The organism is Streptomyces sp. NPDC055506 (assembly GCF_053643595.1).
Map to the genome: position 1 here is coordinate 1 of NZ_JBSHKH010000051.1, position 26,462 is coordinate 26,462.

The 26,462-nt window shown below is 71.3% G+C and carries 23 protein-coding genes and 1 pseudogene; 11 read left to right on the top strand and 13 right to left on the bottom strand.

The features are described 5' to 3' along the window. Positions 1 to 562: pseudogene (locus tag ACWIF2_RS20515) on the bottom strand (hypothetical protein); the annotation flags it as partial. 337 nt (positions 563 to 899) lie between these two features. Here ACWIF2_RS20515 and ACWIF2_RS20520 point away from each other — a divergent pair. The 3 genes from ACWIF2_RS20520 to ACWIF2_RS20530 all read left to right on the top strand — a co-directional run bounded on the left by ACWIF2_RS20520 (position 900) and on the right by ACWIF2_RS20530 (position 5,177). After that, positions 900 to 1,892, top strand: coding sequence for an SCO0930 family lipoprotein (locus ACWIF2_RS20520; protein WP_454361942.1), 993 nt, complete (start codon positions 900 to 902; stop codon positions 1,890 to 1,892). Positions 1,893 to 2,223: 331 nt separating this feature from the next. After that, a complete protein-coding gene (locus ACWIF2_RS20525; RefSeq protein WP_454361943.1) occupies positions 2,224 to 3,036 on the top strand; it encodes an SAM-dependent methyltransferase in 813 nt (270 codons plus the stop codon). Next, positions 3,033 to 5,177 carry a putative bifunctional diguanylate cyclase/phosphodiesterase gene (locus ACWIF2_RS20530; protein WP_454361945.1) on the top strand — a complete coding sequence of 715 codons (2,145 nt, stop codon included), beginning with the start codon at positions 3,033 to 3,035 and terminating at the stop codon, positions 5,175 to 5,177. Before ACWIF2_RS20525 ends, ACWIF2_RS20530 begins: the two co-directional genes overlap by 4 nt. A 94-nt stretch (positions 5,178 to 5,271) precedes the next feature. Here the strand turns inward: ACWIF2_RS20530 and ACWIF2_RS20535 are convergent, their stop codons facing one another. Beyond that, a complete protein-coding gene (locus tag ACWIF2_RS20535; RefSeq protein WP_454361947.1) occupies positions 5,272 to 6,156 on the bottom strand; it encodes a LysR family transcriptional regulator in 885 nt (294 codons plus the stop codon). Between the two features lie 118 nt (positions 6,157 to 6,274). On the opposite strand from ACWIF2_RS20535, the gene ACWIF2_RS20540 reads away from it, so the two are divergent. The 6 genes from ACWIF2_RS20540 to ACWIF2_RS20565 all read left to right on the top strand — a co-directional run bounded on the left by ACWIF2_RS20540 (position 6,275) and on the right by ACWIF2_RS20565 (position 12,749). Further along, entirely contained in the window at positions 6,275 to 6,946 is a 672-nt protein-coding gene (locus tag ACWIF2_RS20540) for a succinate dehydrogenase (RefSeq protein WP_454362015.1), read from the top strand. Between the two features lies 1 nt (position 6,947). Further along, on the top strand, positions 6,948 to 8,897 hold the full coding sequence (locus tag ACWIF2_RS20545) for a fumarate reductase/succinate dehydrogenase flavoprotein subunit (RefSeq protein ID WP_454361949.1): 1,950 nt from the start codon (positions 6,948 to 6,950) through the stop codon (positions 8,895 to 8,897). After that, positions 8,894 to 9,643, top strand: a complete 750-nt coding sequence (locus tag ACWIF2_RS20550) for a succinate dehydrogenase/fumarate reductase iron-sulfur subunit (RefSeq protein ID WP_454361951.1) — start codon at positions 8,894 to 8,896, stop codon at positions 9,641 to 9,643. The genes ACWIF2_RS20545 and ACWIF2_RS20550 overlap by 4 nt, the downstream gene beginning before the upstream one ends. 116 nt (positions 9,644 to 9,759) lie before the next feature. Then, positions 9,760 to 10,527 carry a GNAT family N-acetyltransferase gene (locus ACWIF2_RS20555; RefSeq protein ID WP_454361953.1) on the top strand — a complete coding sequence of 256 codons (768 nt, stop codon included), beginning with the start codon at positions 9,760 to 9,762 and terminating at the stop codon, positions 10,525 to 10,527. After that, the gene (locus ACWIF2_RS20560; RefSeq protein ID WP_454361955.1) at positions 10,527 to 11,459 is read left to right on the top strand and encodes a lysophospholipid acyltransferase family protein; all 933 of its coding nucleotides are present in this window, start codon (positions 10,527 to 10,529) and stop codon (positions 11,457 to 11,459) included. The genes ACWIF2_RS20555 and ACWIF2_RS20560 overlap by 1 nt, the downstream gene beginning before the upstream one ends. A gap of 114 nt (positions 11,460 to 11,573) precedes the next feature. Continuing rightward, positions 11,574 to 12,749: an alanine--tRNA ligase-related protein gene (locus ACWIF2_RS20565; RefSeq protein WP_454361956.1), complete on the top strand. Its 1,176-nt coding sequence runs from the start codon at positions 11,574 to 11,576 to the stop codon at positions 12,747 to 12,749. Positions 12,750 to 12,753: 4 nt separating this feature from the next. Here the strand turns inward: ACWIF2_RS20565 and ACWIF2_RS20570 are convergent, their stop codons facing one another. Together ACWIF2_RS20570 and ACWIF2_RS20575 are read right to left on the bottom strand one after the other, a co-directional pair. Continuing rightward, on the bottom strand, positions 12,754 to 15,114 hold the full coding sequence (locus ACWIF2_RS20570; protein ID WP_454361958.1) for an ATP-binding cassette domain-containing protein: 2,361 nt from the start codon (positions 15,112 to 15,114) through the stop codon (positions 12,754 to 12,756). Between the two features lie 10 nt (positions 15,115 to 15,124). Beyond that, complete coding sequence (locus tag ACWIF2_RS20575; RefSeq protein ID WP_454361959.1) at positions 15,125 to 16,111, bottom strand: LLM class flavin-dependent oxidoreductase; 987 nt, start codon at positions 16,109 to 16,111, stop codon at positions 15,125 to 15,127. Between the two features lie 134 nt (positions 16,112 to 16,245). Here ACWIF2_RS20575 and ACWIF2_RS20580 point away from each other — a divergent pair, with 134 nt between their 5' ends. Beyond that, the gene (locus ACWIF2_RS20580; RefSeq protein WP_454361960.1) at positions 16,246 to 16,956 is read left to right on the top strand and encodes a nucleotidyltransferase domain-containing protein; all 711 of its coding nucleotides are present in this window, start codon (positions 16,246 to 16,248) and stop codon (positions 16,954 to 16,956) included. Here ACWIF2_RS20580 and rpmF read toward each other — a convergent pair. From rpmF to ACWIF2_RS20600, 4 genes are all read right to left on the bottom strand, one after another. After that, complete coding sequence (rpmF, locus tag ACWIF2_RS20585; protein WP_104786949.1) at positions 16,939 to 17,109, bottom strand: 50S ribosomal protein L32; 171 nt, start codon at positions 17,107 to 17,109, stop codon at positions 16,939 to 16,941. The two genes, ACWIF2_RS20580 and rpmF, sit on opposite strands and share 18 nt — an antisense overlap. A 103-nt stretch (positions 17,110 to 17,212) precedes the next feature. Continuing rightward, positions 17,213 to 18,808, bottom strand: coding sequence for a sodium/solute symporter (locus ACWIF2_RS20590; protein ID WP_454362017.1), 1,596 nt, complete (start codon positions 18,806 to 18,808; stop codon positions 17,213 to 17,215). Further along, entirely contained in the window at positions 18,805 to 19,251 is a 447-nt protein-coding gene (locus ACWIF2_RS20595) for a DUF485 domain-containing protein (protein WP_454361962.1), read from the bottom strand. Before ACWIF2_RS20595 ends, ACWIF2_RS20590 begins: the two co-directional genes overlap by 4 nt. 403 nt (positions 19,252 to 19,654) lie before the next feature. Beyond that, a complete protein-coding gene (locus ACWIF2_RS20600) occupies positions 19,655 to 20,863 on the bottom strand; it encodes a right-handed parallel beta-helix repeat-containing protein (RefSeq protein WP_454361964.1) in 1,209 nt (402 codons plus the stop codon). 103 nt (positions 20,864 to 20,966) lie between these two features. Between ACWIF2_RS20600 and ACWIF2_RS20605 the strand changes: the two genes are divergently transcribed. Beyond that, positions 20,967 to 21,461: a phosphatase domain-containing protein gene (locus tag ACWIF2_RS20605; RefSeq protein ID WP_454361966.1), complete on the top strand. Its 495-nt coding sequence runs from the start codon at positions 20,967 to 20,969 to the stop codon at positions 21,459 to 21,461. Between the two features lie 16 nt (positions 21,462 to 21,477). On the opposite strand, the gene ACWIF2_RS20610 is transcribed toward ACWIF2_RS20605, so the two are convergent. The 5 genes from ACWIF2_RS20610 to egtA form a co-directional block, all read right to left on the bottom strand. Next, complete coding sequence (locus tag ACWIF2_RS20610; RefSeq protein ID WP_382485947.1) at positions 21,478 to 21,693, bottom strand: dodecin; 216 nt, start codon at positions 21,691 to 21,693, stop codon at positions 21,478 to 21,480. A 114-nt stretch (positions 21,694 to 21,807) separates the two neighbouring features. After that, positions 21,808 to 22,770: an L-histidine N(alpha)-methyltransferase gene (egtD, locus tag ACWIF2_RS20615; RefSeq protein ID WP_454361968.1), complete on the bottom strand. Its 963-nt coding sequence runs from the start codon at positions 22,768 to 22,770 to the stop codon at positions 21,808 to 21,810. Further along, on the bottom strand, positions 22,767 to 23,558 hold the full coding sequence (egtC, locus tag ACWIF2_RS20620) for an ergothioneine biosynthesis protein EgtC (RefSeq protein ID WP_454361970.1): 792 nt from the start codon (positions 23,556 to 23,558) through the stop codon (positions 22,767 to 22,769). Before egtC ends, egtD begins: the two co-directional genes overlap by 4 nt. Then, complete coding sequence (egtB, locus tag ACWIF2_RS20625; RefSeq protein WP_454361972.1) at positions 23,558 to 24,895, bottom strand: ergothioneine biosynthesis protein EgtB; 1,338 nt, start codon at positions 24,893 to 24,895, stop codon at positions 23,558 to 23,560. The genes egtC and egtB overlap by 1 nt, the downstream gene beginning before the upstream one ends. Further along, on the bottom strand, positions 24,892 to 26,196 hold the full coding sequence (egtA, locus tag ACWIF2_RS20630) for an ergothioneine biosynthesis glutamate--cysteine ligase EgtA (protein ID WP_454361973.1): 1,305 nt from the start codon (positions 26,194 to 26,196) through the stop codon (positions 24,892 to 24,894). The genes egtB and egtA overlap by 4 nt, the downstream gene beginning before the upstream one ends. Between the last annotated feature and the right edge of the window lie 266 nt (positions 26,197 to 26,462).

Here is a 26,462-nt window from a genome sequence, read left to right on the forward strand (position 1 = left end):
CCTCCAGGGCTTCAGGGATCAGCGCGCGCGCAGCGCGGCGACGGCGACCACCGCGGGCACCGTGACGAGCAGGACGAAGGTGAGGGGCGACATCGTGTTGCTCGTCCGCCGTGGCCGCGGCGCGGCGCGATACCGCGGGTAGTGCACGGGCGAGGCGGACGGACGCGGGGTCGGTGCGGCCGACGGTTTCGGTGCCGGGGGAGGGGGCGGCGGTGGCACGGGCCTGAGGGTCGGCGAGGGCGGGGGCACCACCGGGCGTGGTGCGGGCGGAGGCGGTGGAGGCGGCGGCTCGGGCCTGGCCGTGGGCCTCGGCTTCGGAGGCGGTGGCGTCGGGTCCGGAGACGGACTCGGCGTCGGCTTCGGCGGCGGGGGTGTCGGAGTCGGTGTGGGCGTAGGAGTCGGCGTGGGCGTAGGCGTCGGTGTGGGTGTCGGGCACGGCGGCTTGGTCGGCCAGGTCTTGCTCCCGGCGTACGCCACCGCCTTCGTGCCGTCCGGCCCCGTCGAGGCGTACGCGCAGGCGGTGGCCACCGCCACTGAACCCGGTGCGCCGACGAGCGCCCACGTCAGCGCCGCCACCGCCAAGGCCCGTACGGCGACGGCGGGTTGGATCGAGGAGGGTCCATACACGACGAAGATCATGAGCCCTGTTCCGCCGGGACGTGCCGGAGCGCAAGGGGATTGCCCCGAAAGAGGGATATCCGGGTGCCGTGGGTTTGATCTGCGCTCCCCCGCGAGGAGCCCGGCATGCACGTGCGTACGACGGCGGAGGGCGCTCCTCACAGGTTCCGGAAAGAAATTTGGCCGGTCGTTGAACACAATCGCCGTCCCCGTGCGTACTCATGGCCGTGCGGCGGCGCAGCAGGGCGCTGCAACACCCTTGCGATTATGGGGAGTTGACGATGAAGACCTCCTGGCGGAGCGCCTCACTCGTGGCGAGCGCCGCGGCGGTCCTGGCGCTGACGACGGCGTGCGGTCAGGACAGCCCTCCGGCGGCCAGCCAGAACGTGGGTGCCACGGCGGCGCCCGGGGACTACGGAAGCATCGGCGCGGGCGCCGGGACCGCCGGTGCGGGCGGCACCGCGAGCAGCCCGGCTGCCGTGCCGAGCGCTTCCAGCCCGTCCAACCCCGCGGGCAAGCTGTCCGTGTCCACCGCCGATGAGATCGGCAAGGTGGTGACCGACAGCCTCGGCCTCACCCTGTACCGGTTCGACCAGGACACCGAGCAGCCGCCCAAGTCGAACTGCGACGGCGACTGTGCCAAGACCTGGCCTCCGGTTCCCGCGGACGACGCCGAGGCCGGTGAGGGCATCGACAAGGCGCTGCTCGGCTCGGTCACCCGGTCCGACGGCATCAAGCAGCTGACCGTCGGCGGCTGGCCGGCCTACCGCTACGCCAAGGACGTCAACGCCGGTGACGTCAAGGGCCAGGGTGTGGGCGGCAAGTGGTACGCGCTGGCTCCCGACGGCAAGAAGGCGCAGGAGGGTGGCGCGGGCGCCGCCGGTGGCGGCGGGGCCGAGGCGCAGGCCGGCCTTTCCACCCGTGAGGACCCCAAGCTCGGCGAGATCGTCGTCGACAAGAACGGCATGACCGTCTACCGGTTCAAGAAGGACGAGGCCTGGCCCAAGCCGGTCTCGAACTGCAGCGGCGAGTGCCTGAAGAAGTGGCCGCTCGTGGAGCCCGTCGACTTCGCCGACACCAAGGGCATCCAGGAGAAGGGCTACATGATCTTCGACCGGACCGACGGCAAGGGCAAGCAGCAGACGATCAACTGCTCGCCGATCTACACCTTCGCCGGCGACAAGGCTCCGGGCGACACCAACGGCCAGGGCGTGGGCGGTACTTGGTTCGCCGTGCGCCCCGACGGAAAGCTGGTCGGCGCGTCGGAGAAGTAGAGAAACCTCCCCAGGGTTGATCAGCTCGTCCACCCGGCGGCGTTGACCCGGTCCGCCCCTCCGTGCCCCACGGAGGGGCGGACCGTTTTGCCGTGCTTCACCTGAACTCATCGAATTCTCAACACTCTTCCCCTTCCGAACCGGAACTCTCCGGAATGCCTCGAACACTGTTCGTCATATGTTCGAAGGGCATGCGGGCGGGTATCAATTCGGCACGTGCCGCAGGCAGTGACCGGGAACGGATGGTCAATTTCCGTTTCGGGTCGCTCCATTGGCGGGCGATCAGTAGCCTCTGCTCGAACACCGGATCGCCTACGCCTTGGAGAGATAGATGGAGCGTCCCGCCTGGGCCCCACGGAGCATCGACATCTCGGTGCCCTCCGTTTCCCGGATGTACGACTTCTATCTGGGCGGATCGCACAACTTCGAGGTAGACCGGGAAGCGGCCCGCAGGGCCATGGAGTTCCTGCCGGGACTCCCCAAGATCATGCAGGCGAACCGGGCGTTCATGCGTCGCGCCGTGCGCTACGCGGCCGACGAGGGCATCACCCAGTTCCTGGACATCGGCTCCGGCATCCCCACCTTTGGCAATGCGCACGAGGTGGCCCAGGCCGCCTGTCCGGGCGCGCGCGTGGTGTACGTCGACCACGACCCGGTGGCCGTGGCGCACAGCCAGGCGGTCCTTGAGGGCAACGACGGCGCGGGCGTCGTCGCCGCGGATCTCCGCAAGCCCCAGGACATCCTGGGCAGCCCCGAGGTGGAGCGGCTGATCGACCTGAATCAGCCAGTGGCTCTGCTCCTCGTTGCCATACTTCACTTCGTGGAAGACGAGGACGACCCGTACGGGGCGGTGGCAGAGCTGCGGGACGCGCTCGCGCCCGGCAGCCTGCTCGTGCTCACCCATGCCTCCTACGAGGGGATCCCGCTGCCGCCGGAGCGGGCCGGGGGCGCGGTGGACGTGTACGAGGAGATCCGCAACCCGCTGATCATGCGCTCGCGCGAGGAGATCGCGCGGTTCTTCGAGGGGTACGACATGGTGGAACCCGGACTGGTGGCGATGCCGCGCTGGCGGCCCGACACCGCACCGGAGGACGAGGATCCTTACGCGTTCTCCGGTTTCGCGGGCGTGGGGCGTACGGCGTGATCGCGGAACCGGACGGGCCGGAGGACAGACTGCGCAGATTCGCGACGATCTGGAGCCGGGCGGTCTACCCGGTGACCTCGACGTCGTCGACCCGCCCGGAGTTCGAGGAGCAACTGCTGCCGCTGGCCCGCCGGCTGAGCGAGGCGCTGGTGGCCCGGGCCTTCGACTCCGACGAGGGCAGGGCCGTGGGCGCCGCGCTCGTGGACGCGCACTGCACCGACCCCGAGGCACTCAGCCACACCCTGGACTGCGTGGACGCCTACCTGGTCCTGTACTGCGGCGGCGACGGTGACCAGGAGGACCTGCGGGCGCGCTGCGCGCGACTCCAGCACGCGATGTCCGCCGGCTTCGCCCGGGCGCTGCGCGAGCGGACGCTGGCCGAACAGGAGGCGATCGCCGAGGCGGCCCTCCAGGCGCAGGGCGTGGTGGCGCAGGCCCTGCACGCGAGCGAGGCGCGGTTCCGGGCGGTCTTCGAGGGCGCGGCCATAGGCATCGGCATGGCGGACCTCGAAGGCAACATCCTCCAGGTCAACGGCGCGCTGCTGCGCATGTTCGGGATCTCCGAGCAGGCGTTGCGCAGCCGCAACGTCATGGAGTGGACCCACCCCGACGACGCGCCGCAGACCTGGCGGCTCTACGACGAGCTCGTACGCGGCGAGCGTGAGCACTACCACGTGGAGAAGGCGTTCTACCGCCCTGACGGAACGGTCCTGTGGACCAATCTGACGGTCTCCCTGCTGCGCGACGCCGACGGCGAACCGCAGTATCAGCTCGCCCTCATGGAGGACACCACCGAGCGGCGGCTGCTCAACCTGAGGCTGCGCTACGAGGCCACACACGACGCGCTGACCGGCCTGCCGAACCGCACCTTCTTCTTCGAGCGCCTGGAGAAGGCACTGGGCGCCGGGGAAGGCCAGCGGTTCGGGCTGTGCTACCTCGACCTCGACGGCTTCAAGACCGTCAACGACAGCCTGGGCCACGCGGCCGGTGACCGGATGCTGGTGGAGGTCGCCGACCGGCTGCAGTCCTGCGCCACCGCGCCCGGCGAGATGGTCGCCCGGCTCGGCGGGGACGAGTTCGTGGCGCTGACCACCGGCCCCGACACCCAGCGCGAGGTCGACGAGCTCGCCGGCCGCATCATGAACGCGCTGCTCGCGCCGATCAGCGTCGACGGCAGGGAGCTGACCGTGCGCGGCAGCATCGGCATCGTCGAAGGCCCGGCAGGGGAGCGCAGCCCGGCTGAGGTGCTGCGCAGCGCCGACATCACCATGTACCGGGCCAAGTCGGCGGGCGGCAACCGCTTCGAACTCGCCGACCCCGAGGCCGACGCCCGCGCCATCACCCGGCACGGACTGACCACGGCCCTGCCCACCGCGCTGGAGCGGGGCGAGTTCTTCATCGAGTACCAGCCGCTGGTCCACCTCGGCGACGGCAGCGTCCGGGGAGCCGAGGCCCTGGTGCGCTGGCTGCACCCGCAGCACGGCGTGCTCGGCCCGGACCGCTTCATCCCGCTCGCCGAGCACACCGGGCTGATCGTGCCGCTGGGCCGCTGGGTCCTGGAACAGTCCGTACGCCAGGCCCGCGAGTGGCGGGAACTGCACGGCGGCGCCGAGGCCGTGGGCCCGCTGCGGATCAACGTCAACCTCTCGCCCTGCCAGCTGACCCACCCCGGTCTGGTGCAGGACACCGTAGACATCCTGGAACGCACCGGCATCGAACCGGACGCGCTCTGCCTGGAGGTCACGGAGTCAGCGCTGATCGGCGCGGACGACGACCTGCTGAAGCCGTTGCGCCGGCTGGCGGAGATGGGTGTCGACATCGCCCTGGACGACTTCGGGACGGGCTACTCCAACCTCGCCAACCTGCGCCGCCTCCCGGTCAGCATCCTCAAGCTGGACCGCTCCTTCACCCAGAGCATGCAGCAGTACCCGGCCGACCCCGTCGACCTCAAGATCGTCGAGGGCATCGTCTCCCTGGCCCACAGCCTGGACCTCGCGGTCACGGTCGAGGGCGTGGAAACGGGGGCCCAGGCCGAACAACTCCGCATCCTGGGCTGCGACACAGCCCAGGGCTGGTACTACGCAAGGCCGGGCCCGCCGGAGAGGCTGCACGAACTGGCACTTGTGGACGCCACGGGTTAAGTCGGCTTTCTTGGGGGCGCGGGGAACTGCGCGAGCAACCACAACGCACCCGCACCCCCGAACGACGCTCACGCCCCACGGCGCTCCGGAAAGGTCACCGCTCCAACAACATCCGCTGAAGCTCCCGCGCGGCCCGAGGCGGAGCCACATCACTACGATGCGCCAACGCGATCGTGCGATGCAGCCCGGGCCGCGCCAGCGGAGTCACCCGCAACCCACGCCCCGACCTGGCCGCGACCATCCGCGGCACCACCGCGACCCCCAACCCCGCCCGCACAAACCCCAGCACCGCATCCATCTCCCCACCCTCCACCGCGAAGTCCGGCTCAAATCCCTCGGCCCGACACGCGGCAACGGTCAGCTCCCGCAAGTCGTACCCGTGCCGGAACATCACCAGCCGCTCCCCCTCCAGATCGGCGACCCGCACGGTACGCGAGCCCCGGCCCGGCCTCGCCGCGTCGGGTGAGGAGACCACCACAAGATCCTCCCGCAGCAGCTCCACCGTGGTCAGCGCCGGCGACGGCGTCGGCAGCGGCAGCACGACCAGCGCCAGATCCAGCGCGCCCCGGGCCAGCTCCCGCACCAGATCATGAGAGCCGCCCTCCTCGATCAGCAGCCGGATCCCCGGGTAGCGATCATGGAACGCGCGCAGCACATCCGGCAGCAGCCCCGTGCACACACTCGGCGTCGCCCCCAGCCGCACCCGCCCCCGCCGCAGCTGCGCCAGCTCCTGCACCTCCTGCCGCGCCGTGTCCGCGTCGGCCAGGATCCGCCGGGCCAGCGGCAGCAGCGCCTCTCCGGCGTCCGTGAGAGTGATGTTGCCGCGGGCCCGCCGGAACAGGTCCGCGCCCAGTTCCCGCTCCAGCGCCTTGATCTGCTGCGACAACGACGGCTGCGCGACATGGACCAGATCGGCGGCCCGGGTGAAGTGCCGGGTCTCGGCGACGGCCACGAAGTACTGGAGCTGCTGGAACTGCATACTCGTACGATAGCCCCGGCCTATGGAATCAAGCCGGACCATGTCTTGGACCGATCGGTCGCGGGTCCGTAGCGTTCTGGCCATGGCTCTGGCAACGCGGACGGACCGACGGCCGTCCCTGGCACGCACCGTGTGGGACTCCACCCTCGGCAAGAAGACCGTGATGGCGGTCAGCGGGCTGATCATGCTGCTGTACCTGGTCGTCCACATGATCGGAAACCTGAAGATCTTCTTCGGGGCCGGCGAGTTCAACGACTACGCGCACTGGCTGCGGGTCGTCGGCGAGCCGTTCATGCACTACGAGTGGACGCTCTGGCTCGTCCGGATCGTGCTGGTCGTCGCCGTCGTCGCGCACGCCACCTCGGCGTACCAGCTCAGCCGCCGCGACATCAGGGCACGGCCCAGCAAGTACGTGCACAAGAAGCCGCGGGCCTCCTACGCCACGCGCACCATGCGCTGGGGCGGCATCATCCTCGGGCTGTTCATCGTCTGGCACATCCTGGACCTGACGACCGGCACCGTGCACTCCGGCGGCTTCCAGGAGGGCCGTCCGTACCAGAACGTCGTGGACACCTTCTCCACCTGGTACGGCAACGTCGTCTACATCGTCGCGATGCTCGCGCTCGGCCTGCACATCCGCCACGGCTTCTGGAGCGCCGCCCAGACCCTCGGCGTCGGCAGCCGCAGCCGCGACCGCGCCCTGAAGGCCACTGCCGACATCCTCGCGCTGCTGCTCACCGCCGGCTTCATCGCCGTACCCGTGGGCGTCATGACCGGATTGGTGAGCTGACATGTCTGCCTACGCCGAATACACGACCGGCGAACCGGTCGTCGACACCAAAGCCCCCGCCGGGCCTGTCAACGAGCGCTGGGACAAGCGCCGCTTCGAGGCCAAGCTGGTCAACCCCGCCAACCGGCGCAAGCACACGGTGATCGTGGTGGGGACGGGTCTGGCCGGCGGCTCCGCGGGCGCCACCCTCGCCGAACAGGGCTACCACGTCGTCCAGTTCTGCTACCAGGACTCGCCGCGCCGCGCCCACTCCATCGCCGCGCAGGGCGGCATCAACGCCGCGAAGAACTACCGCAACGACGGCGACTCCATCCACCGGCTGTTCTACGACACGGTCAAGGGCGGCGACTTCCGGGCCCGCGAGTCCAATGTCCACCGGCTCGCCCAGATCTCCGTCGAGATCATCGACCAGTGCGTCGCCCAGGGCGTGCCGTTCGCCCGTGAGTACGGCGGACTGCTCGACACCCGCTCCTTCGGCGGCGTCCAGGTGTCGCGCACGTTCTACGCCCGCGGCCAGACCGGCCAGCAGCTCCTCCTCGGCGCCTACCAGGCCCTGAGCCGGCAGATCGCCGCCGGGAACATCGAGATGCACCCGCGTACCGAGATGCTCGACCTGATCGTCATCGACGGCAAGGCGCGCGGGATCGTGGCCCGGGACCTCATCACCGGCCGCGTCGACACCTACTTCGCGGACGCCGTCGTCCTCGCCAGCGGCGGCTACGGCAACGTCTTCTACCTGTCGACCAACGCCATGAACTCCAACGCCACCGCCATCTGGCGGGCCCACCGGCGCGGCGCGTACTTCGCCAACCCCTGCTTCACCCAGATCCACCCCACCTGCATCCCGCGCACCGGCGACCACCAGTCCAAGCTGACGCTGATGAGCGAGTCGCTGCGCAACGACGGGCGCATCTGGGTGCCGAAGGCGAAGGGGGACCAGCGGCCCCCGAACGAGATCCCCGAGGAAGAGCGCGACTACTACCTCGAGCGGATCTATCCGTCCTTCGGCAATCTCGTGCCGCGTGACATCGCCTCCCGTGCCGCGAAGAACGTCTGCGACGAGGGCAGGGGCGTCGGCCCCGGCGGCCAGGGCGTGTACCTGGACTTCGCCGACGCGATCGACCGGATGGCCCGCAAGGCCGTAGAGGCCAAGTACGGCAACCTCTTCGACATGTACCAGCGGATCACCGACGAGGATCCGTACCGGGTGCCGATGCGGATCTATCCCGCGGTGCACTACACGATGGGTGGCCTGTGGGTCGACTACGACCTCCAGACCACCGTCCCCGGGCTGTTCGCGATCGGCGAGGCCAACTTCTCCGACCACGGTGCCAACCGGCTCGGCGCCTCCGCGCTGATGCAGGGCCTGGCCGACGGCTACTTCGTGCTCCCGGCGACCATCAACGACTACCTGGCCCGCAACCCGCACCAGGAACCGGTCACCGGGGCACACCCCGTCGTCCAGGAGGTGCTGGCCGAGACTCAGGACCGGATCAACCTGCTCCTCGCCGTCGACGGCGACCGCACGCCCGACTCCTTCCACCGTGAGGTCGGCGAGCTGATGTGGGAGTTCTGCGGCATGGCCCGCACGGACTCCGGCCTGCGCAAGGCCCTGGAGCGCATCCCGCAGATCCGGGAGGAGTTCTGGCGGCGGATCAAGGTGCCGGGCACCGGCGAGGAGTTCAACCAGTCGCTGGAGAAGGCCAACCGCGTCGTCGACTACCTGGAGCTGGCCGAGCTGATGTGCCTCGACGCGCTGCACCGCGCCGAGTCCTGCGGCGGCCACTTCCGCGAGGAGTCCCAGACGCCCGACGGCGAGGCCGCCCGCAAGGACGAGGAGTTCGGGTACGCGGCCGCCTGGGAGTTCACCGGCACCGGCGAGGCCCCGGCCCTGCACAGGGAAGACCTGGCCTTCGAGTACGTCCACCCCACTCAGCGGAGCTACGCATGAAGCTCACCCTGCGCGTCTGGCGGCAGCGGAACGCCGACGCCGACGGCACGATGTCCACCTACCAGGTGGACGACATCTCGCCCGACATGTCCTTCCTGGAGATGCTCGACACGCTCAACGAGGAGCTCATCCTGCGGGGTGAGGACCCCGTGGCCTTCGACCACGACTGCCGTGAGGGCATCTGCGGTGCCTGTTCGCTCGTGATCAACGGGGACGCGCACGGGCCGGAACGCACCACGACCTGCCAGTTGCACATGCGGTCCTTCGAGGACGGCGACACGATCGACATCGAGCCGTGGCGGGCGTCCGCCTTCCCGGTCATCAAGGACCTGGTCGTGGACCGGTCCGCCTTCGACCGGATCATCCAGGCCGGCGGCTACATCACCGCGCCGACGGGCGCGGCTCCGGAAGCGCATGCCACGCCGGTGCCGAAGCCGGACGCCGACCTCGCCTTCGAGCACGCGGAGTGCATCGGGTGCGGGGCGTGTGTGGCGGCCTGTCCCAACGGGGCGGCGATGCTGTTCACGTCCGCCAAGGTCAACCATCTCAATGTGCTGCCGCAGGGGGCGCCCGAGCGGGAGACGCGGGTGCTGGACATGGTGGAGCAGATGGACGAGGAGGGCTTCGGCGGCTGCACCCTCGCCGGGGAGTGCGCCACCGCCTGTCCCAAGGGAATTCCCCTCATGTCCATCACCAGCATGAACAAGGAGTGGCTGCGGGCCACGCGGAGGGTCGCCAAGCAGTAGTTCAACAGGCGCACACCCGCACTCCGGGCACTCGTCACGCGCAGGACAGGCGGCATGGGCACAACAGTGGGCGGCGGCACCGCTCGCCGCCTCCGGCCCGTGACCAGGAGAGAGCCATGACCGGCGTACTGACCGTCGACCGCCCCGCGCAGCCCACGGCCCCCACCCGCTACACCGTCGCCCTCGCCCGGAACGAGGAGGACGTGCGTGCCGCGCAGCGGCTGCGGCACGACGTCTTCGCAGGGGAGCTGGGCGCCCTGCTGACCGGCCCGCAGCCGGGACTCGACGTCGACTCCTTCGACGCGTACTGCGACCACCTGCTCGTCCGCGAGGAGACGACCGGCCAGGTCGTCGGCACCTACCGGCTGCTGCCGCCGGAGCGCGCGGCGGTCGCCGGGCGACTGTACTCCGAGAGCGAGTTCGATCTGACCTCCCTCGGCGGGATCCGGCCGGAACTCGTCGAGGTCGGCCGCTCCTGTGTGCACCCCGACCACCGCGACGGCGCGGTCATCAGCCTCATCTGGGCCGGTATCGCCCGCTACATGGTCGACCGCGGCCACGAGTGGCTCGCCGGCTGCTGCTCCATCCCGCTGGCCGACGGCGGCGCTCTCGCCTCCGCCACCTGGGACCGGGTGCGCGACAAGCACCTGTCGCCGCAGGAGTACCGCGTCCGGCCGCTGCTGCCGTGGACCCCGGGCCCCGCACCCGCCGCCCGCGTCGAACTGCCCGCACTGCTCCGCGGCTACCTGCGCCTCGGCGCCTGGGTGTGCGGCGAGCCGGCCCACGACCCGGACTTCGGCGTCGCCGACCTGTATGTGCTGCTGCCGATGAGCCGGGTCAACTCGCGCTACCTGCGCCACTTCCTCTCCCTCGTACCGGCCTGATGAGCGCCTGGCTGCCCCTCGCGCCCTGCACGCCCCGGGCTTGTGTCGAGCCGGTGGCGAGGGCCGTGCCCTGGGCCGTGCTGCGGCTCGCCGCGGTTGTCCTGCTCCTCCTCGCCGGGATCGTGCTGACGCCGTTCGGCGCACGGATACCGGCGTCCCTGGTCCGGCGGTGGTGCCGGTGGATCGTGCGGGCCGCAGGGGTCCAGGTCCGCATCACCGGCGCCGCCGCCCCCACCGGCGGAGTGCTGCTGGTCGCCAACCACATCTCCTGGCTGGACATCCCGCTGCTGGCCGCCGTACGCCCCGCCCGGATGCTGGCCAAGACCGAAGTGCGGCAGTGGCCCGTCGCCGGGCCGCTGGCCGCGCGCGGCGGTGTCCTGTTCATCGACCGGGACCGGCTGCGGGCCCTGCCGGGCACCGTCGCCCGCATCGCCGAGGTGCTGCGCGAGGGCCGGGCCGTCGGCGTCTTCCCCGAGGGCAGCACCTGGTGTGGCCGCTCCCAGGGGGTCTTCCGCCGGGCCGTCTTCCAGGCCGCCCTGGACGCGGGGGCCGCCGTCCAGCCGGTGCGCCTCCAGTACCGGATCGCCGGCGGGCCCACGAGCACCGCGCCCGCCTTCGTCGGCGACGACACGCTGCCGGCCTCGGTCTGGCGTGTGGTGTCGGCACGCGGACTGGTGGCCGACGTCGACGTACAGGCCGTCATACCCCCGGGTGCCCACCCCGACCGGCGCTCGCTCGCCCGGGCCGCCCAGCCGGCACCGCCCGCACAACCGGCCTGGACACACGCCGCGTTGGTGACCCGGCCGTACGGCGGTATGAAAAATCCGGTGACGGTTCCCGCGCCCGCTGTTACCGTCGCGGCCATGGAGGTCATCAAGCGCACCGAAGCCGCAGCCGCGCGAGCGACCAGCTCACCGGCTGCCGACGCCTGACCTCGTCACCCCCTCCCGGCGGCCGGAAACGGACCGCCAGGACCCCGTACTTCCGTACTCTCCGGCTTCCCTCGCGCGGTTCGTTCCGGTCCCCCTGACCTCAAGGAGACCACCATGGACACGGACCGGACCGTACGGACCTTCAACGACTTCTTCCGCGAGCGCGGGCACCGGCTGATCACCGGCAGCACACTGCTGCCCCCGCCCTCGGAGCCGGTGCTGTTCACCACGGCCGGCATGCAGCCCCTCACGCCGTATCTGCTGGGCCGCCCGCATCCGCAGGGGCGGCGGCTGGTCAACCTCCAGCGCTGCCTGCGCACCACCGACCTGGACGAGATCGGCGACACCACGCACCTGACGGTGTTCGAGATGCTCGGATCCTGGTCACTGGGCGACTACGACCACGCCCAGTCGCTCCGCTGGGGGTACGAACTGCTGCGCGACGGATTCGGCATCCCGCACGAGCGGCTGCACGTCACGGTCTTCGGCGGATCCGAACAGGTCGGCCCCGACACGGATTCGCTGTGCGTCTGGGAGGAGCTGGGGCTGCCGGTGGAACGGGCCGGGGAGGAGAACTGGTGGTCCAACGGCCCGGCCGGCCCGTGCGGCCCCGACTCGGAGATCTTCGTCTGGACCGGCGAGCCCGGCACCCCGCCCCAGGGCACTCCCGGCACCGACCCCCGCTGGACGGAACTCTGGAACCACGTCCACATGCGCTACGAGCGTCACAGCGACGGCACTCTCGTCCCCCTGCGACAGCCCGGCGTCGACACGGGCATGGGGCTTGAACGCCTTGTCGCCGTCCTGCAAGGGCATCGGTCGGTCTACGACACGGACGTCTTCGAACCGTGGATGCGGACCGTGCCCTCGCTGTGGGGCCTGGACGGACCGTCGACCCGCCTGGTCAGCGACCACCTGCGCGCCGGCATCGTGGTGCTCGGCGACGGCGTACGGCCCACGAACACCGGCCGCGGCTACGTCCTGCGCCGACTGATCCGCCGTCTCCTCACCACGCTCGGACGCGGCGACTCCTCCCGCACTCTCGCCGACCTGCCCCCGGAGCCGATCGAGCACACCCTCGACCATTTCCGCCAGTCCGTCGGCGCCGACCTCGTCCGGGAGGTTCTCCTCGACGAGGAACAGCGGTTCGGCAGGCTCCTCGAACGGGGAAGGCGCCTGCTGTCCCGGCCCGAATACCAGGGACCGCTCAGCGAAGAGGACTACGGCTACCTCCACGACACCCACGGCCTGCCCCGGGACCTCGTCGCCGGTCTGCTCGCCGGCCGCTGAAGGGCTACGTCCGCTCCCGGCCGAGCGCCCGGCCCAGATACCGTGCCGTGGCGCCCGGCTCCGCCCGGGCCACCTCCGCGGGCGGCCCCGCCGCCACGATCCGGCCGCCCGCGTCGCCGCCGCCCGGGCCGAGGTCGATCACCCAGTCCGCGCGCGCGACGACGGACATGTCGTGCTCGACGACGATCACGGTGTGCCCGGCGTCGACCAGGCCGTGCAACTGGCGCATCAGGACGTCCACGTCGGCCGGGTGGAGACCGGTGGTCGGCTCGTCGAGGAGGTAGAGCGTGTGGCCCCGCTTGCCCCGCTGGAGTTCGCTCGCCAGCTTGATGCGCTGAGCCTCGCCCCCGGACAGTTCGGTCGCGGGCTGGCCGAGGCGCAGATAGCCGAGGCCCACGTCCAGCAGGGTGGTGAGACTGCGGGCCACGGCCGGGGTGTCCGCGAAGAACTCCGCCGCGCTCTGAACCGTCAGGTCCAGCACCTGCGCGATGTTCCGTCCCCGGTAGGTCACTTCCAGTGTCCCGGGGTTGTACCGGGCCCCGCCGCAGTCCGGGCAGGGCGCGTATGTGCTCGGCAGGAACAGCAGCTCCACGCTGACGAACCCCTCGCCCTGGCAGGTCTCACAGCGCCCGCCCGCGACATTGAAGGAGAACCGGCCGACGCCGAAGCCCCGTTCGCGCGCCCCGTCTGTGGCCGCGAACACCTTGCGCACGACGTCGAAGAGTCCGGTGTAGGTCGCGAGGTTCGAACGCGGGGTGCGCCCGATCGGCTTCTGGTCGACCGAGACCAGCCGGCCCACCCCCGCCGTGTCCGCCCCGTCCTCGGTGATCTCGCCGATGAGCGTGGACTTGCCCGAGCCGGACACCCCTGTGACCGCGGTGAACACGCCGAGCGGGAACTCGGCGGTCACGCCGCGCAGGTTGTGCCGGGTGACCGGGCCGGTCCTCAGCCACCCGCTCGGTTCGCGGACCTCCCGGGCCGGGGCGGGGGAGCGGTCGAACAGATAGCGGGCCGTCGCCGACTCCTCGACGGCGGCCAGCTCCGCCACCGGGCCGCTGTGCAGCACACGACCGCCGTGCTCGCCCGCGTCGGGCCCCACGTCCACCAGCCAGTCGGCGCCGCGTACGACGTCGAGGTGGTGCTCCACCACGAACACCGAGTTCCCGGCCGCCTTCAGCCGCTCCAGCACCGTGAGCAGCGCCTCGGTGTCCGCCGGGTGCAGTCCGGCCGACGGTTCGTCGAGGACGTAGACGACGCCGAACAGGCCGGAGCGCAGCTGGGTGGCGAGGCGCAGACGCTGCAGTTCGCCGGCCGAGAGGGTGGGGGTGGGCCGGTCGAGACTGAGGTAGCCGAGGCCCAGTTCGACGACCGGTGCGATCCGGGAGGTGAGGTCGGCGGTGAGGACCCGGGCGGTCTCCGACGTCGCGTCGAGACCGGCGGCCAGCTCCACCAGCGGCAGCGCCGCCAGCTCCGCGATGGTCCGGCCGCCGAACGTCACCGCCATCGCCTCGGGGCGCAGCCGGCTCCCGCCGCAGGCCGAGCAGGGCGCACTGATCAGGAACCGTTCGGCCCTCGTCCGCAGGGTGGGGCTCTTGGAGTCCGAGAAGGTCTTCATCACGTACCGCCGGGCGCTCATGTACGTGCCCTGGTACGGCCGCTGGATGCGGTCCGCGTCCCGCACCGGGTGCACGGTGACCACCGGCTGCTCGTCCGTGAACAGGATCCACTCCCGGGCCGCGGCGGGCAGCTCCCGCCACGGCCGGTCCACGTCGTGGCCGAGCGCGTCCAGGATGTCCCGCAGGTTCTTGCCCTGCCAGGCGCCCGGCCACGCGGCGATCGCGCCCTCGCGGATCGACAGTGACGGGTCGGGGACCAGCGACTCCTCGCTCGTACGGTGTACCTGCCCGAGCCCGTGGCACTCCGGGCAGGCCCCGGCCGCCGTGTTGGGCGAGAACGCGTCGGAGTCGAGGCGCTCGGCGCCGGGCGGGTAGGTGCCGGCCCGGGAGAACAGCATGCGCAGGGAGTTCGAGAGGTTGGTGACGGTGCCGACGGAGGAGCGCGAGGTGGGGGCGGCGCGGCGCTGCTGGAGCGAGACCGCCGGCGGCAGACCGGTGATCTCCCCGACCTTCGGCGCGCCGACCTGGTGGATCAGCCGGCGCGCGTACGGCGCGACCGACTCGAAGTAGCGCCGCTGGGCCTCCGCGTAGATCGTGCCGAACGCCAGCGACGACTTGCCCGATCCGGACACGCCGGTGAACACGGCCAGCACGTCCCGGGGGATGTCGACGTCGATGCCCTGGAGATTGTGCTCGCGGGCGCCGCGGACGCGTACGTAAAAGTCGTGGGAGGTGTGGGGGTCGTGCATGGGCAGGACTCTAACCGGAGGCGATCGCGGCCAGCCGCCGGTAGGAGTCCAGCAGGGCCTCGCGGTCGTACGTGCTGGTGGTGACCAGGACCTCCTGGGCGCCCGTCTCCTTCAGCAGCGTCTCCAGCTCGTGGGCCACCTGCTCCTCGGTGCCGACGACATGACCGGCGAGCCCGGCCTCGTAGAAGCCGCGCTCCTTGCCGGTCATCGTGAGTGCCTCCACGCGCTCAGCGGGCGACAGGGGAGGGAAGGTGCCGTGGGTTCGGGAGTACGCCATCGCCCAGGCCTCCGGGACCAGCAGCCGCCGGGCCTCCTCGGGGGTGGCGGCCACGGCGACGGTGCCTGAGATGACGACGTACGGCTCCGGCGCCCAGGCGGAGGGGCGGAAGTGGTCGCGGTAGTGGTCGATGCCGCGCCGCATCTTCTCCCGGTTCCGGAGATCACCGATGACCATGGGCAGGCCGGCGCGGGCTGCGATGCCGGCGCCCTCGCCCATGGCCAGCACGAACGGCGGCACGCTCAGACCCTCGGCGGGCCTGGCGTGGACACCGGTGGGGGAGGTGCCCCGGAACCAGCCGAGCAGCTCCCGCAACTGGTCCTCGAAGTCCTTGGCGTCGTCCTTGTCGCGGCCCAGGGCCCTGCGCACTCCGTCCGTGAAGCCGACGGACCGGCCCAGGCCCATGTCGATCCGCCCGGGGAACAGCGACTCCAGCACCCCGAACTGCTCGGCCACGACCAGCGGCCGGTGATTGGGCAGCATCACCCCGCCGGTGCCCACCCGGATCGTCCGGGTCGCGGCGGCGACAGCGGCGGCCAGCACGGTCGGCGCGGAACCGGCGACCCCGGGAACGCCGTGATGCTCCGACACCCAGACCCGGTGGTACCCGAGCCGCTCCAGCTCCCCCGCCAGCCGCACGGTGTCCCGCAGCGCCTCGGGGTGGGTGTGCCCCTCGCGGGTGCGGGAGCGGTCGAGGACGGACAGGCGTACTGGTTCCATACGAGGTTCTACGCCGCACGGGGCCGCCGGTATTCCGCCGCCGCGGCGCGGGGAGCACCGCCGGAAAACCGGGTGACCGTGTCCTGGCAGGTCAGGACAATGGCCCGGTATCCCGTAGTGAAAGGCGGCCGACCGTGAGCGTCCCCAACGTCCTGCTCTCCGGCATCGTCGGATCGACCGCGTACGGACTTGCCCGCGAGGGCTCCGACATCGACCGCCTCGGCATGTTCGCGGCGCCCACCGCGGAGCTGCACGGTCTGCGCCGGCCCAAGGAGTCCCACGTCAGCACGGCGCCGGACAGCACGCTGCACGAGGCCGCCAAATGGTGCCGGCTCGCCCTGGGCGGCAATCCGACCGCGATGGAGCTGGCGTGGCTCCCGGAGGAGCTGTACGAGGTGCGGACCCCGCTCGGCGACGAGCTCATCGGCATCCGTACGGCCTTCCTGTGCGCCAAACGCGTCCGGGACGCCTACCTCGGCTACGCCACCCAGCAGTTCCGGCGGCTCGAGGCGCGCGGCGACGGCTCGTTCTCGGCGGACACCCGCAGGCGCACGGCGAAGCACGCCCGGCATCTCAAGCGGCTGTGCGGGCAGGGCCTGGAGCTGTACACCACCGGGCGGTTGACGATCCGTGTCGAGAACCCGGAGGAGTACCACGCCTTCGGGGAGCGCGTCGCCGCCGACCCGTCGGCCGCGCTGCCCCTGCTCAGACACTACGAGGCCGCCTTCGACGCCGGCCCCACGGCGCTGCCGGACGCACCCGACGATGCGCCGGTCGAGGCATGGCTGCGCCGGGTCCGCGCCCATTTCTACGCGGAGGCCGTGAGCTCAGCCGTCCGGGCGTAGCAGCCCGCGCTCGTAGGCCTTGACCAGGTTCTGCGGCACGAGGTGCCGGACGCCGTCGACGGTGACCGGGACCAGTGCCGGGGTGGCCGCCTTCCACTGGGCGCGGCGGTGGCGGGTGTTGCTGCGGGACATCTTCCGCTTCGGGACAGCCATGGGACTCCTCCTCGGTGGTCGGGCACCGAGGACGCTACATGAAAATGGATCCCATTAACAATATGCGTCCCCGGTGCCCGTGTGCCGAGGCCCTCAGGGCGAGTCAGTCGTCGGCGCCCACCAGCATCCGCACCTCGAACTCCTCGTGCACGCTGCTCTCCTCGGCCGGACCCTTGTCCAGCACCGTGCCGAGCCAGCCCAGCAGGAAGCCCGCGGGGATGGAGACGATGCCCGGGTTCTGGAGCGGGAACCAGGCGAAGTCGACGTCGGGGTAGAAGGAGGCCGGGGCGGAGGAGACGACGGGGGAGAACACGGCGAGCACGACGGAGCAGGCCAGACCGCCGTAGAGACTGAGCAGCGCCCCCTTCGCCGTGAAGCGCCGCCAGAAGAGGGTGTAGATGATCGTCGGCAGGATCGCGGACGCCGCGATGGCGAAGGCCAGGAAGGCGAGCGTCGCGGTGTTCGCCCCCCAGGCGACGAGGGCCAGCAGGATGCCGAGGATGCCGATGACCGCTCCGGACAGCCGGGCCACGGTCAGTTCCTCCGTCTCACTGGCCTGGCCCTTGCGAATCACCTCGCTGTACAGGTCGTGCGCGAGGGACGAGGCCGCGGCCAGGGTGAGGCCCACCGCCACGGCGAGCAGGGTCAGATAGGCCAGGCAGGTCAGCAGCGCGGTGAGCACACTGCCGCCCAGTTCGTGGGCGAGCAGCAGTACGGAGGCGTTGCCGGTGCGGTCCGTGTTCTCGATGGTGTCCCGGCCGAGGAGCGCGGTGGCGCCGAGGCCGAGGATGCCGGCCCCGAAGCAGACCGCGCCGACCAGACCGACGGCCCAGAGGAGGGAGGAGCGCAGCACGCCGCTCTTGCGCGGGGCGAGCAGCCGCATCAGCACGTGCGGGAGCGCGGCGAGGCCGAGGACGATGGCCAGTTCGAGGCTGAAGAAGTCCAGCTTGTTGCTGACGGTCCCGCCGTAGCGCAGCCCGGGTTCGAGGAAGCCCAGACCGGAACCGCTTTGTTCGGACGCCCTCTCCAGCAGCGCGTTGGGGTTCCAGTCGAAGTGGTACAGCACCCAGCCCGCGGTGAACAGCACACCCACCACCAGCATCACGGCCTTGATGATCTGGATGACCGTGGCTCCGGGCATGCCGCCGAGGGAGGCGTACAGGATCACGAACGTTCCGATCACGGCCACGCACAGGGTGCGGGTGGTGGCGCTCGGCGCACCGGTGAACTGCGTCAGCAGCGCCACACTGCCGACGAGCTGGGCCACCAGGTAGAGCGTCGCGATGGCCAGGATGCAGACCGCGAGCGCGACCCGCACCGGCCGCTGCTGCCGGGGCAGGCGCAGCGCCACCGTGTCGCCCAGCGTGAACCTCCCCGTGCGGTGCAGGGGTTCGGCGATCAGCAGCAGCACCATCATCCAGGCGACGGTGGTGCCGCCGAGGTACATCAGTCCGTCGTACCCGGTCAGGGCGACCAGTCCGGTGCTGCCCAGCAGGGTGGCGGCGGACAGATAGTCGCCGCACATGGCCAGGCCGTTGCGCAACGGCGACATGACGCGGTTGCCGAGGTAGAACTCGCTGATCTCGTCACGCTGAGGGGCCGTCAGCAGTGCCGTGAACAGGGTGATCACGACGACGGTCAGGAACAGGACGAACGTCAGCTGCAGGCTGCTGTCGTCGATGGCGGCGGCGGTCGTCACCACGTGCGGAACCCCCTCGTGCCGTGCTGCAGGGGCTGCCCGGCGCCCTGGGGCGCCGTGGCCGAACGGGCGCGGCGGTTGTCGTTCTCGTACTGACGGGACCTGAGGCCGCGGGCGAGCGGATCGACCCGGTCACGCATGTGCCGGACATAGCACCAGGCGGTCACGCCCATGATGACGAACTGCCCGAGACCGAGGGTGAGTCCGACCGTGAGGTGACCGAACAGCGGCTGATTCATCACCGCGGGAACAAAACTCGACAGCAGCACATACAGCAGGAATCCGCCGGCGGACAGGATCGTCGCCCGGGCGCCGAACCGGCGCTGCGCGCGACGCAATGAGTGAAATTCGGGATGGTCGGATATACGAGACGGCGGTGTGTGTTCGATGTGCGGAAGCGGGAATGTGGGAGTGTCTTCCCGCCGCGGTGGGAATTCGGGCACAGGCGCACCTTCTTCGCTGCTTCGTGCCCCGCACTCGACCCCGTCGGACAGGTGGCGCCCGGCTTTCGAGCAGGGTGGAGGGGCGCCGGACATGGTGAGGGGGTGCGGGCTCTGTGGGGGGCTCGTGAAACCGAGAAACTCGCAGTTCGGAATCACGAGGACGGCCTCGGGGTTCTGTGTGGGGATCCCCGACCAGCCCCGGCCACGGGTGGTGGCGAGGCTGAATGCGGAGTATGTCAGTGCCGTGCTTGAGCCATCAACTGTGATGGTCAATTGACTTGTGGTCATGGCTCGTTCACGTCCCCGGTGAAGGGGTGACGGTGCTGCGATGGCCTGGGTGAAAGGAGTTTCCGGCGAATAGTCCGGACCATTTATCCGGCCAGGCTGTCTCAAATGAGCCGGATCAGAAACGGGCGCCTACGGCGGTGCCGTTCCGTGGGACGAGGAACGCCGGCGCCTTCGGCAGCGAACCGTCCGCCGCCCGGGGGCCGGTGAGCGGAGCCGGGTCGGTGCTCAGCACAGAGGAGGCGTTCCATGTGCCGCCGATGTTCCAGGAGTTGCCGTCGGCGACCGTCTTCGCCCCGACGGCCGCCGCACGCTGGTCCGCGACGGACAGATTGCCGGTGAGCCGGGCGGTCCCGCCCGAGACGTCGGCGTCGAAACCCGTACCGGCGTTGCCGTACGTCGTGTCGCGGCTCAGGACGAGGGAGCCGGGGTTGCCGTTGTCCGTGAAGCCGTGTTTCGCGTTCTTGAAGGCCACGCTGCCGCGCACGGTGTGCGCCACCGCCGGGGCCGGGCTGCCACCGCCGAGCTTGAAGCCGTTGCCGTCGCCCGCGAAGTCGGGGAAGCTCCAGCGGTTGAACCCGTTGCCGTACGCCACCGTGTTCTCGATCGTCACCGGGGAGGCGAACTCCCAGGCGTCGAAGCCGTCGTCGACGTTGTTCCACAGCCGGGCGCCGCGCACCACGTTGCCCGTGCCGCTGCCCTCCTTGACGGCCAGGCCGTCGGCGCTCTCCCCGTTCTTGCGCGGGTCGCGGTTGCCGTGACTGTCCAGGTTCAGGATCTGGTTGCCGCTGGAGGCGCCCTGGAGCTGGAAGCCGGACTCGTAGTTGTCGTGCGTGCTCAGGCGCGAGAACACGTTGCCGTTACAGCCGTCGCAGTACACGCCGTAGGGGCCGTTGACGATCTCCAGATCCGAGATCCGCCAGTGCGACGCTTCCATGTGGATCGCCCCGCGTTCGGCACGGGGGATGCTGCCGCCGACCGGGGTGTGGCTGGCCGGCAGTCTCTCGCCGTCGACGACCACACGCTCGCCCGGGTGGGCGGCGAGGGTGATGGGCTGGGACGCGGTCCCCGAGGTGGTGATGGTGATGTTGTCCGTGAGGGCGTACGTCCCGCCGCGCACGCTGATGGTGTCGCCGGGCTTCGCCAGGTCCACCGCCCGCTGGATGGTCCTCAGCGGCCGGGCGAGCGTGCCGGGGGCGGAGTCGTCCCCGTCGGGCGCCACGACCAGGGTCGTGCCCGCGGCGGCAGCCGGCCCCGCCGGACCGCCCAGCGCCATGGCCAGCGCCGCCCCCGTCACCGCCGCCGACCAGATCCTCGTGTTGCGCATACGGCCTCCCGTCTCTGCCTGCGTGCTGTCGCAGAGCAGTGGCCGCGACAGGGGTGAAGGTTGCCGGGCGACGGAAAGCCGTTTCAGGCCTAGGGTGAGCAGCGTGAGAGACGACCGAGGCAAGGCCCCGCTGGCCGTGTTCGACCTGGACAACACCCTTGCCGACACCGCGCACCGGCAGCGGTTCCTGGAGCGCAGGCCGCGGGACTGGGACGGCTTCTTCGCGGCGGCGCCGCAGGACCCGCCGCTTCCGGAAGGCATCGAGCTGGTCCAGGAGAGCGCTCGGGAGTGCGAGATCGTCTATCTCACCGGCCGGCCCGAGCGCTGCCGCCGCGACACTCTCGACTGGCTCGCCGCGCAGGAGCTGCCCGAAGGGCGCGTGTACATGCGGCCGAACGCCGACCGCAGGCCCGCCCGGGTCACCAAGCTGGAGATCCTGCGACGGCTCGCCCGCACGCGTGACGTCCGCGTCCTCGTGGACGACGACGAACTCGTCTGCGAGGACGCCCGGCGCGCGGGCTTCACCGTCCTCCGGGCCGACTGGGCCGCCCGGTCGGCCGAACTGAAGGTGGCTCAGGAGCGGGAAGGCAGGACCTGAGAGCGCACGCCTCCGGCTACTCGCCCTCCTCCAGCCGGAAGCCCACCTTGAGTCCCACCTGCCAGTGCGCGATCTGCCCGTTCTCGAGCTGGCCGCGCACCTGGGTCACCTCGAACCAGTCCAGGTTGCGCAGCGTCTGCGAGGCTCGGCCGATGCCGTTGCGGATGGCCTCGTCGACGCCGTCGGGCGAGGTCCCGACGATCTCCGTGACCCGGTAGGTGTGGTTCGACATGCCGCTGCTCCTGTTCCAGTGACGGGTGTCATGCGTCACTCCACCGTGCCCCACCCGGCGGCGAAGCGCGAGACGTCGCCTCCCGCTCCGCCGCCGTCCCAGGGTTCCCGGATGTCAGCGCGCCACGCTCAGCGACAGCGCGAACCGGCCCGCACCGTCCGTCCACCAGTGGGCCAGGTCCAGCCCCGCCGCCGACAGCTCGGTGCGCACACCCTCCTGCCGGAACTTCGCCGACACCTCGGTGCGCAGTTCCTCGCCCGCCGCGAAGTCGACGGCGAGGTCGAGCGCCGGCACCTTCACCGTCTGCGCCGTACGGGACCGCAGCCGCATCTCGATCCACTCGTGCTCGGCGTCCCATACCGCCACGTGGTCGAAGGCGGCGGGCTCGAAGTCGGCGCCGAGCTCACGGTTGATCACGGTGAGGACGTTCTTGTTGAACGCGGCCGTCACCCCGGCCGCGTCGTCGTACGCCCGGACCAGCACCTCCTCGTCCTTGACCAGGTCCGTCCCCATCAGCAGGGCGTCGCCCGGGGCGAGCATGCCCCGCACCGACGCCAGGAACGCGGCACGCTCGGCCGGCAGCAGATTGCCGATCGTGCCGCCGAGGAACGCCACCAGCCGGGGCCCCGGCGTGTCCGGCAGCGTCAGTTCCGCGGTGAAGTCCGCGATCAGCGCGTGCACGTCGATCCCCGGCCGCTCGGCGGCGAGCGCCTGCCCGGCCTGGGTGAGGGCGCTCCCGCTGACGTCCACGGGGACGTAGGTGTGCAGCTCCGTGAGGGCGTCCAGCAGGTGCCGCGTCTTCTCGGAGGAGCCGGACCCGAGTTCGACCAGGGTGCGGGCGCGGGTCGCCGCGGCGATGTCGCCGGAGCGGCCGAGCAGGATCTCCCGCTCGGCGCGCGTGGGGTAGTACTCGGGCAGTTCGGTGATCTTCTCGAACAGGTCGCTGCCGTGCGCGTCGTAGAACCACTTCGGCGGCAGCGTCTTGGGGGTGCCGGTCAGTCCCCGGTGGACGTCGGCGCGCAGCGCGGCGTCCGTGGCGTCCTCGGGCAGGGTGCGGGTGAGGCGGAACGGGCTCACGTGCGGGGCTCCTTAGGTGGTGCGGGGACGAGGGGGTCGGCCGGCTCCTTCAGCGGTGTGAGCAGCACGTCCGTGCGGCTCGCCGCGAGGAGGGTGCGGTCGGGGACCTCCTGCCAGTGCGGATCGTCGTCGTAGGGCTCGGAGGCCACGACCGTGCCGCCGCCGGGCCGGGTGAGGTACCACAGGGTGTCGCCCCAGGCGGTCGCGGTGATGGTGTCGCCGTTGGTCAGGAGGAGGTTGAGCCGCGAACCGGGCGCGGCGGCGGCGACCTCCAGGACCGTGTCGGCCATCGCCTGGCCCTCCTCGTCACCGCCGCGGAGCCGGGCCAGCACCAGCGCCCACACGAGCGCCGAGTCGTTGCGGGCCTCCAGCGACAGCAGGTCCTGAGGTGGCAGGCTCCGGGACACCGGCGCGAGCGAACCCGGCCAGCCCTTGACCGCGCCGTTGTGGCTGAACAGCCAGGTCCCCGCGGCGAACGGCGCCGCCGCGGCCTCCGCGTCCGCACCCGACAGGGTCGCGTCCCGCACCGCCGCGAGCAGCGCCTGGGTCCGTACGACCCGGGCGAGATCGGCGAAGGACAGGTCCGCCCAGATCGGCCCGGCCCGGCGGTAGCGGGCCGGCACCGGGTCGCCCTCGGCGTACCAGCCGGCGCCGAAACCGTCGGCGTTGACCGTCCCGTACCGCTGCTTCCGGGGCGCCCACGACTGCCGGTACAGGCCGTGCGGAGGATCCACCAGGAGCCGCCCGAGCGGCTCCTGGGGCCCCACGTACGCCACATGACGGCACATCAGACATCCTCCGAGCGGGCCGTGCGGAACCCGGAGAAGATCTGCCGCCGGATCGGATGGTCCCAGTTGCGGAACGTGCCCCGGCAGGCCACCGCGTCCACGGCGAACGCACCGCCGCGCAGCACCTTGTAGTCGGGCCCGAAGAAGACCTCCGAGTACTCCTTGTACGGGAACGCCTTGAACCCCGGGTACGGCAGAAAGTCGCTCGACGTCCACTCCCACACGTCGCCGATCAACTGCCGTACGCCGAGCGGGGACTCGCCCGCCGGATAGCTCCCCGCCGGTGCCGGACGCAGGTGCCGCTGGCCGAGGTTGGCGTGCTCGGGCCCCGGGTCGGCGTCGCCCCAGGGGTAGCGCATGGAACGGTCACCGGCCGGGTCGTACCGGGCCGCCTTCTCCCACTCGGCCTCGGTGGGCAGCCGGCGTCCGGCCCAGCGGGCGTAGGCGTCGGCCTCGTACCAGCACACGTGCAGCACCGGCTCGTCGGGCGGTACGACCTCGGTGAGGCCGAAGCGCCGGCGCAGCCACTGCCTGCCGTCCCGCCGCCAGTACAGCGGGTGCGCGATGGAGTTCCGGCGGATGTGCGCCCAGCCGTCCGCCGTCCACCAGCGCGGGTCGTCGTAGCCGCCGTCCTCGATGAACGCCTGGTACGCGCCGTTCGTCACCGGCGTGGTGTCGATGTGGAACGGCGCGACCTCGCGCCGGTGCGCGGGACGCTCGTTGTCCAGCGCCCACGGCTCGCCGGAGGTGCCCATCGTGAACGGGCCGCCCGGGACCAGGACTTCGGACGGGCCGGTGAACAGCGGAACCGGCTCCGGGTCGGGCGCGGTCAGGGCCTGCGGCCCCTTGCGCAGCTGATGCGTGATCAGCATGGTCTCGTCGTGCTGCTGTTCGTGCTGGGCGACCATCCCGAAGGCGAACCCGGCCTCCGTCAGCCGCGTCCCGTGGAACGCGGCCCGCTCCAGCACGTCCAGCGCCCGGCCGCGGACGTCGGCCGCGTAGGTACGTGCCTCCCGGGGCGACAGCAGGGGCAGCTTCGGCCGCTCGGCCCGCGGGTGCTCGAAGGCGTCGTAGAGGCTGTCTATCTCCGGCCGTATCGCCTCCTGCCCGGCGACGGCCCGCAGCAGCCACTGCTCCTCCTGATTGCCGATGTGCGCCAGGTCCCACACCAGCGGCGACATCAGCGGAGAGTGCTGCGCGGTCAGGTCGGGCTCCTCGACACAGCTCGTCAGCAGGGTGGTGCGGTCCCGGGCGACGACCAGCGAGGCGACCGCGCGCTCCCGGAGAACCTCGGGGTCGACGGTGTCGATGTCGACGGCGGGATCGGTGTCGGTCATGAGCGGATGTCCTTCCCGTGGGCGCGACCGTCCGTGCCGCGCTGTCGGTCGAGCAGGTCGTCGGCGGGGCAGCGGCCCCGGACGACATAGCGGTCCAGATGGGCCGAGACGGCTTCCAGGACCTCGGGCGCGGCGCCGAGCCGGGGCAGGGCGTCCAGCGCGGTCGTGAAGCACGTGACGGCCACCTCGCGCAGTTCGCCGTCGGCCAGCCCGCTGCGGGCCGCGTCGAGCCACAGCGGGTTGTGCGGCGCGGGCAGCCCCAGCGTCCGCTCGGCCAGCGGCTTCACGGCCCGGTAGGCGGTCTCGGCGGCCTCCGGGTCGTCGAACAGCGCCGCCGTCACGGCCAGTGGCACGATCCAGCCGTCGTCCCCGGGCTGCGCGTCGATCATGCGCAGTTCGAGGTGGCCGCGTGGCCTGACCGGCGGGAACAGCGTCGTGACGTGGTAGTCGAGGTCCTCCCGGGTGGGCGGTCTCGGCACCCCCGTCTCGATCCACTCCCGGAAGGTGAGCCCCTCCGGGACGTCCCAGGGCCGCCCGCCGTCCTGCCGGACGCACATCACGGGGGAGTCCAGCACGTGCCGGGCCCAGGCGCCGCGCGGGTCGGTGTCCAGTGGCGGTGCGCCGGCCCGCCCGGCGCCGATCCGCGTCCACAGCAGCTGCCGGGTGGACATCCAGCCGGTCGGCCGGTGGCCGGCGAGCGGGGAGCTGGCGAACGCGGCCACCAGGACCGGGCCCAGATGATGGGCGAGCCACCAGCGCCGCACCAGGCCGAGGGGCCCGGGCTCCTCATGGCCGGCGTCGAGGCACACCTGCACGGAGGCGGAGGTGCACATCATGGCCCGGCCGGAGGGGCCCGTGCGGTCCAGGCAGGCCTCCATGGCGTCGTAGCGCGGTTCGCGCAGGAACCGGCGCGGTTCGTGCCAGGGGTCGTGGCCGAGGCCGACGAGCGCGAGGTCCTCCTCGCGCAGAACCGTGCGTACGGCGTCGAGATCGGCGGAGACGGTACCGATGCACTCCGTCAGGGAGTCGGCGGGGGGCGAACTCAGCTCCAGCTGGCCGCCGGGCTCCACGGTGAGCGCCGACCTCAGAGGCAGGTTCCGCACTGCGGCATAGGCCGCTTCGAGTCGTTCGGGTGTGACGGGGAGCTGCGGTGCGCGCAGCTCGTGGACGAGCCATTCCACCTCGACCCCGAGGCGGCGTGGCGGGCCGGTTTTGAAGCAGATGCCGCGGACCAGGGCCTCGACGTCTGCGGCGGACAGGGCGGTGTGTGGCTCGGTACAGCCACTCGCCGAATCGGACATGTCGGGATCCTCCTGAGATTCCACCATGCCATCGGTCCGGGCTCTTGGCGGCCCGGGCCGGGGATCACTCGTTCCACCCAAGACCTTCACGTCGTTCGGCACAAGGGGGCGAACCGGGGCGTTCCAGGCCGGTCATTCAGGCCGACCGGGCGTTTCCCGTGGCTTTCCCCGGCGTTCTCCGACGTCGGAAACTCCGTTGCGCCGCGATCCGGCATCACCCACGATGCCTGCGTGAGCACGACAAAGAAGACCGCGGGGTGCGCGGT

Bases quoted from the DNA above. Each gene is read 5' to 3' on its own strand.
- ACWIF2_RS20520 (WP_454361942.1), top strand. From the start codon at position 900: ATGAAGACCTCCTGGCGGAGCGCCTCACTCGTGGCGAGCGCCGCGGCG.
- ACWIF2_RS20525 (WP_454361943.1), top strand. From the start codon at position 2,224: ATGGAGCGTCCCGCCTGGGCCCCACGGAGCATCGACATCTCGGTGCCC.
- ACWIF2_RS20535 (WP_454361947.1), bottom strand. From the start codon at position 6,156: ATGCAGTTCCAGCAGCTCCAGTACTTCGTGGCCGTCGCCGAGACCCGG.
- ACWIF2_RS20545 (WP_454361949.1), top strand. From the start codon at position 6,948: ATGTCTGCCTACGCCGAATACACGACCGGCGAACCGGTCGTCGACACC.
- ACWIF2_RS20550 (WP_454361951.1), top strand. From the start codon at position 8,894: ATGAAGCTCACCCTGCGCGTCTGGCGGCAGCGGAACGCCGACGCCGAC.
- ACWIF2_RS20555 (WP_454361953.1), top strand. From the start codon at position 9,760: ATGACCGGCGTACTGACCGTCGACCGCCCCGCGCAGCCCACGGCCCCC.
- ACWIF2_RS20560 (WP_454361955.1), top strand. From the start codon at position 10,527: ATGAGCGCCTGGCTGCCCCTCGCGCCCTGCACGCCCCGGGCTTGTGTC.
- ACWIF2_RS20565 (WP_454361956.1), top strand. From the start codon at position 11,574: ATGGACACGGACCGGACCGTACGGACCTTCAACGACTTCTTCCGCGAG.
- ACWIF2_RS20570 (WP_454361958.1), bottom strand. From the start codon at position 15,114: ATGCACGACCCCCACACCTCCCACGACTTTTACGTACGCGTCCGCGGC.
- ACWIF2_RS20575 (WP_454361959.1), bottom strand. From the start codon at position 16,111: ATGGAACCAGTACGCCTGTCCGTCCTCGACCGCTCCCGCACCCGCGAG.
- rpmF (WP_104786949.1), bottom strand. From the start codon at position 17,109: ATGGCTGTCCCGAAGCGGAAGATGTCCCGCAGCAACACCCGCCACCGC.
- ACWIF2_RS20600 (WP_454361964.1), bottom strand. From the start codon at position 20,863: ATGCGCAACACGAGGATCTGGTCGGCGGCGGTGACGGGGGCGGCGCTG.
- ACWIF2_RS20610 (WP_382485947.1), bottom strand. From the start codon at position 21,693: ATGTCGAACCACACCTACCGGGTCACGGAGATCGTCGGGACCTCGCCC.
- egtC (WP_454361970.1), bottom strand. From the start codon at position 23,558: ATGTGCCGTCATGTGGCGTACGTGGGGCCCCAGGAGCCGCTCGGGCGG.
- egtB (WP_454361972.1), bottom strand. From the start codon at position 24,895: ATGACCGACACCGATCCCGCCGTCGACATCGACACCGTCGACCCCGAG.
- egtA (WP_454361973.1), bottom strand. From the start codon at position 26,196: ATGTCCGATTCGGCGAGTGGCTGTACCGAGCCACACACCGCCCTGTCC.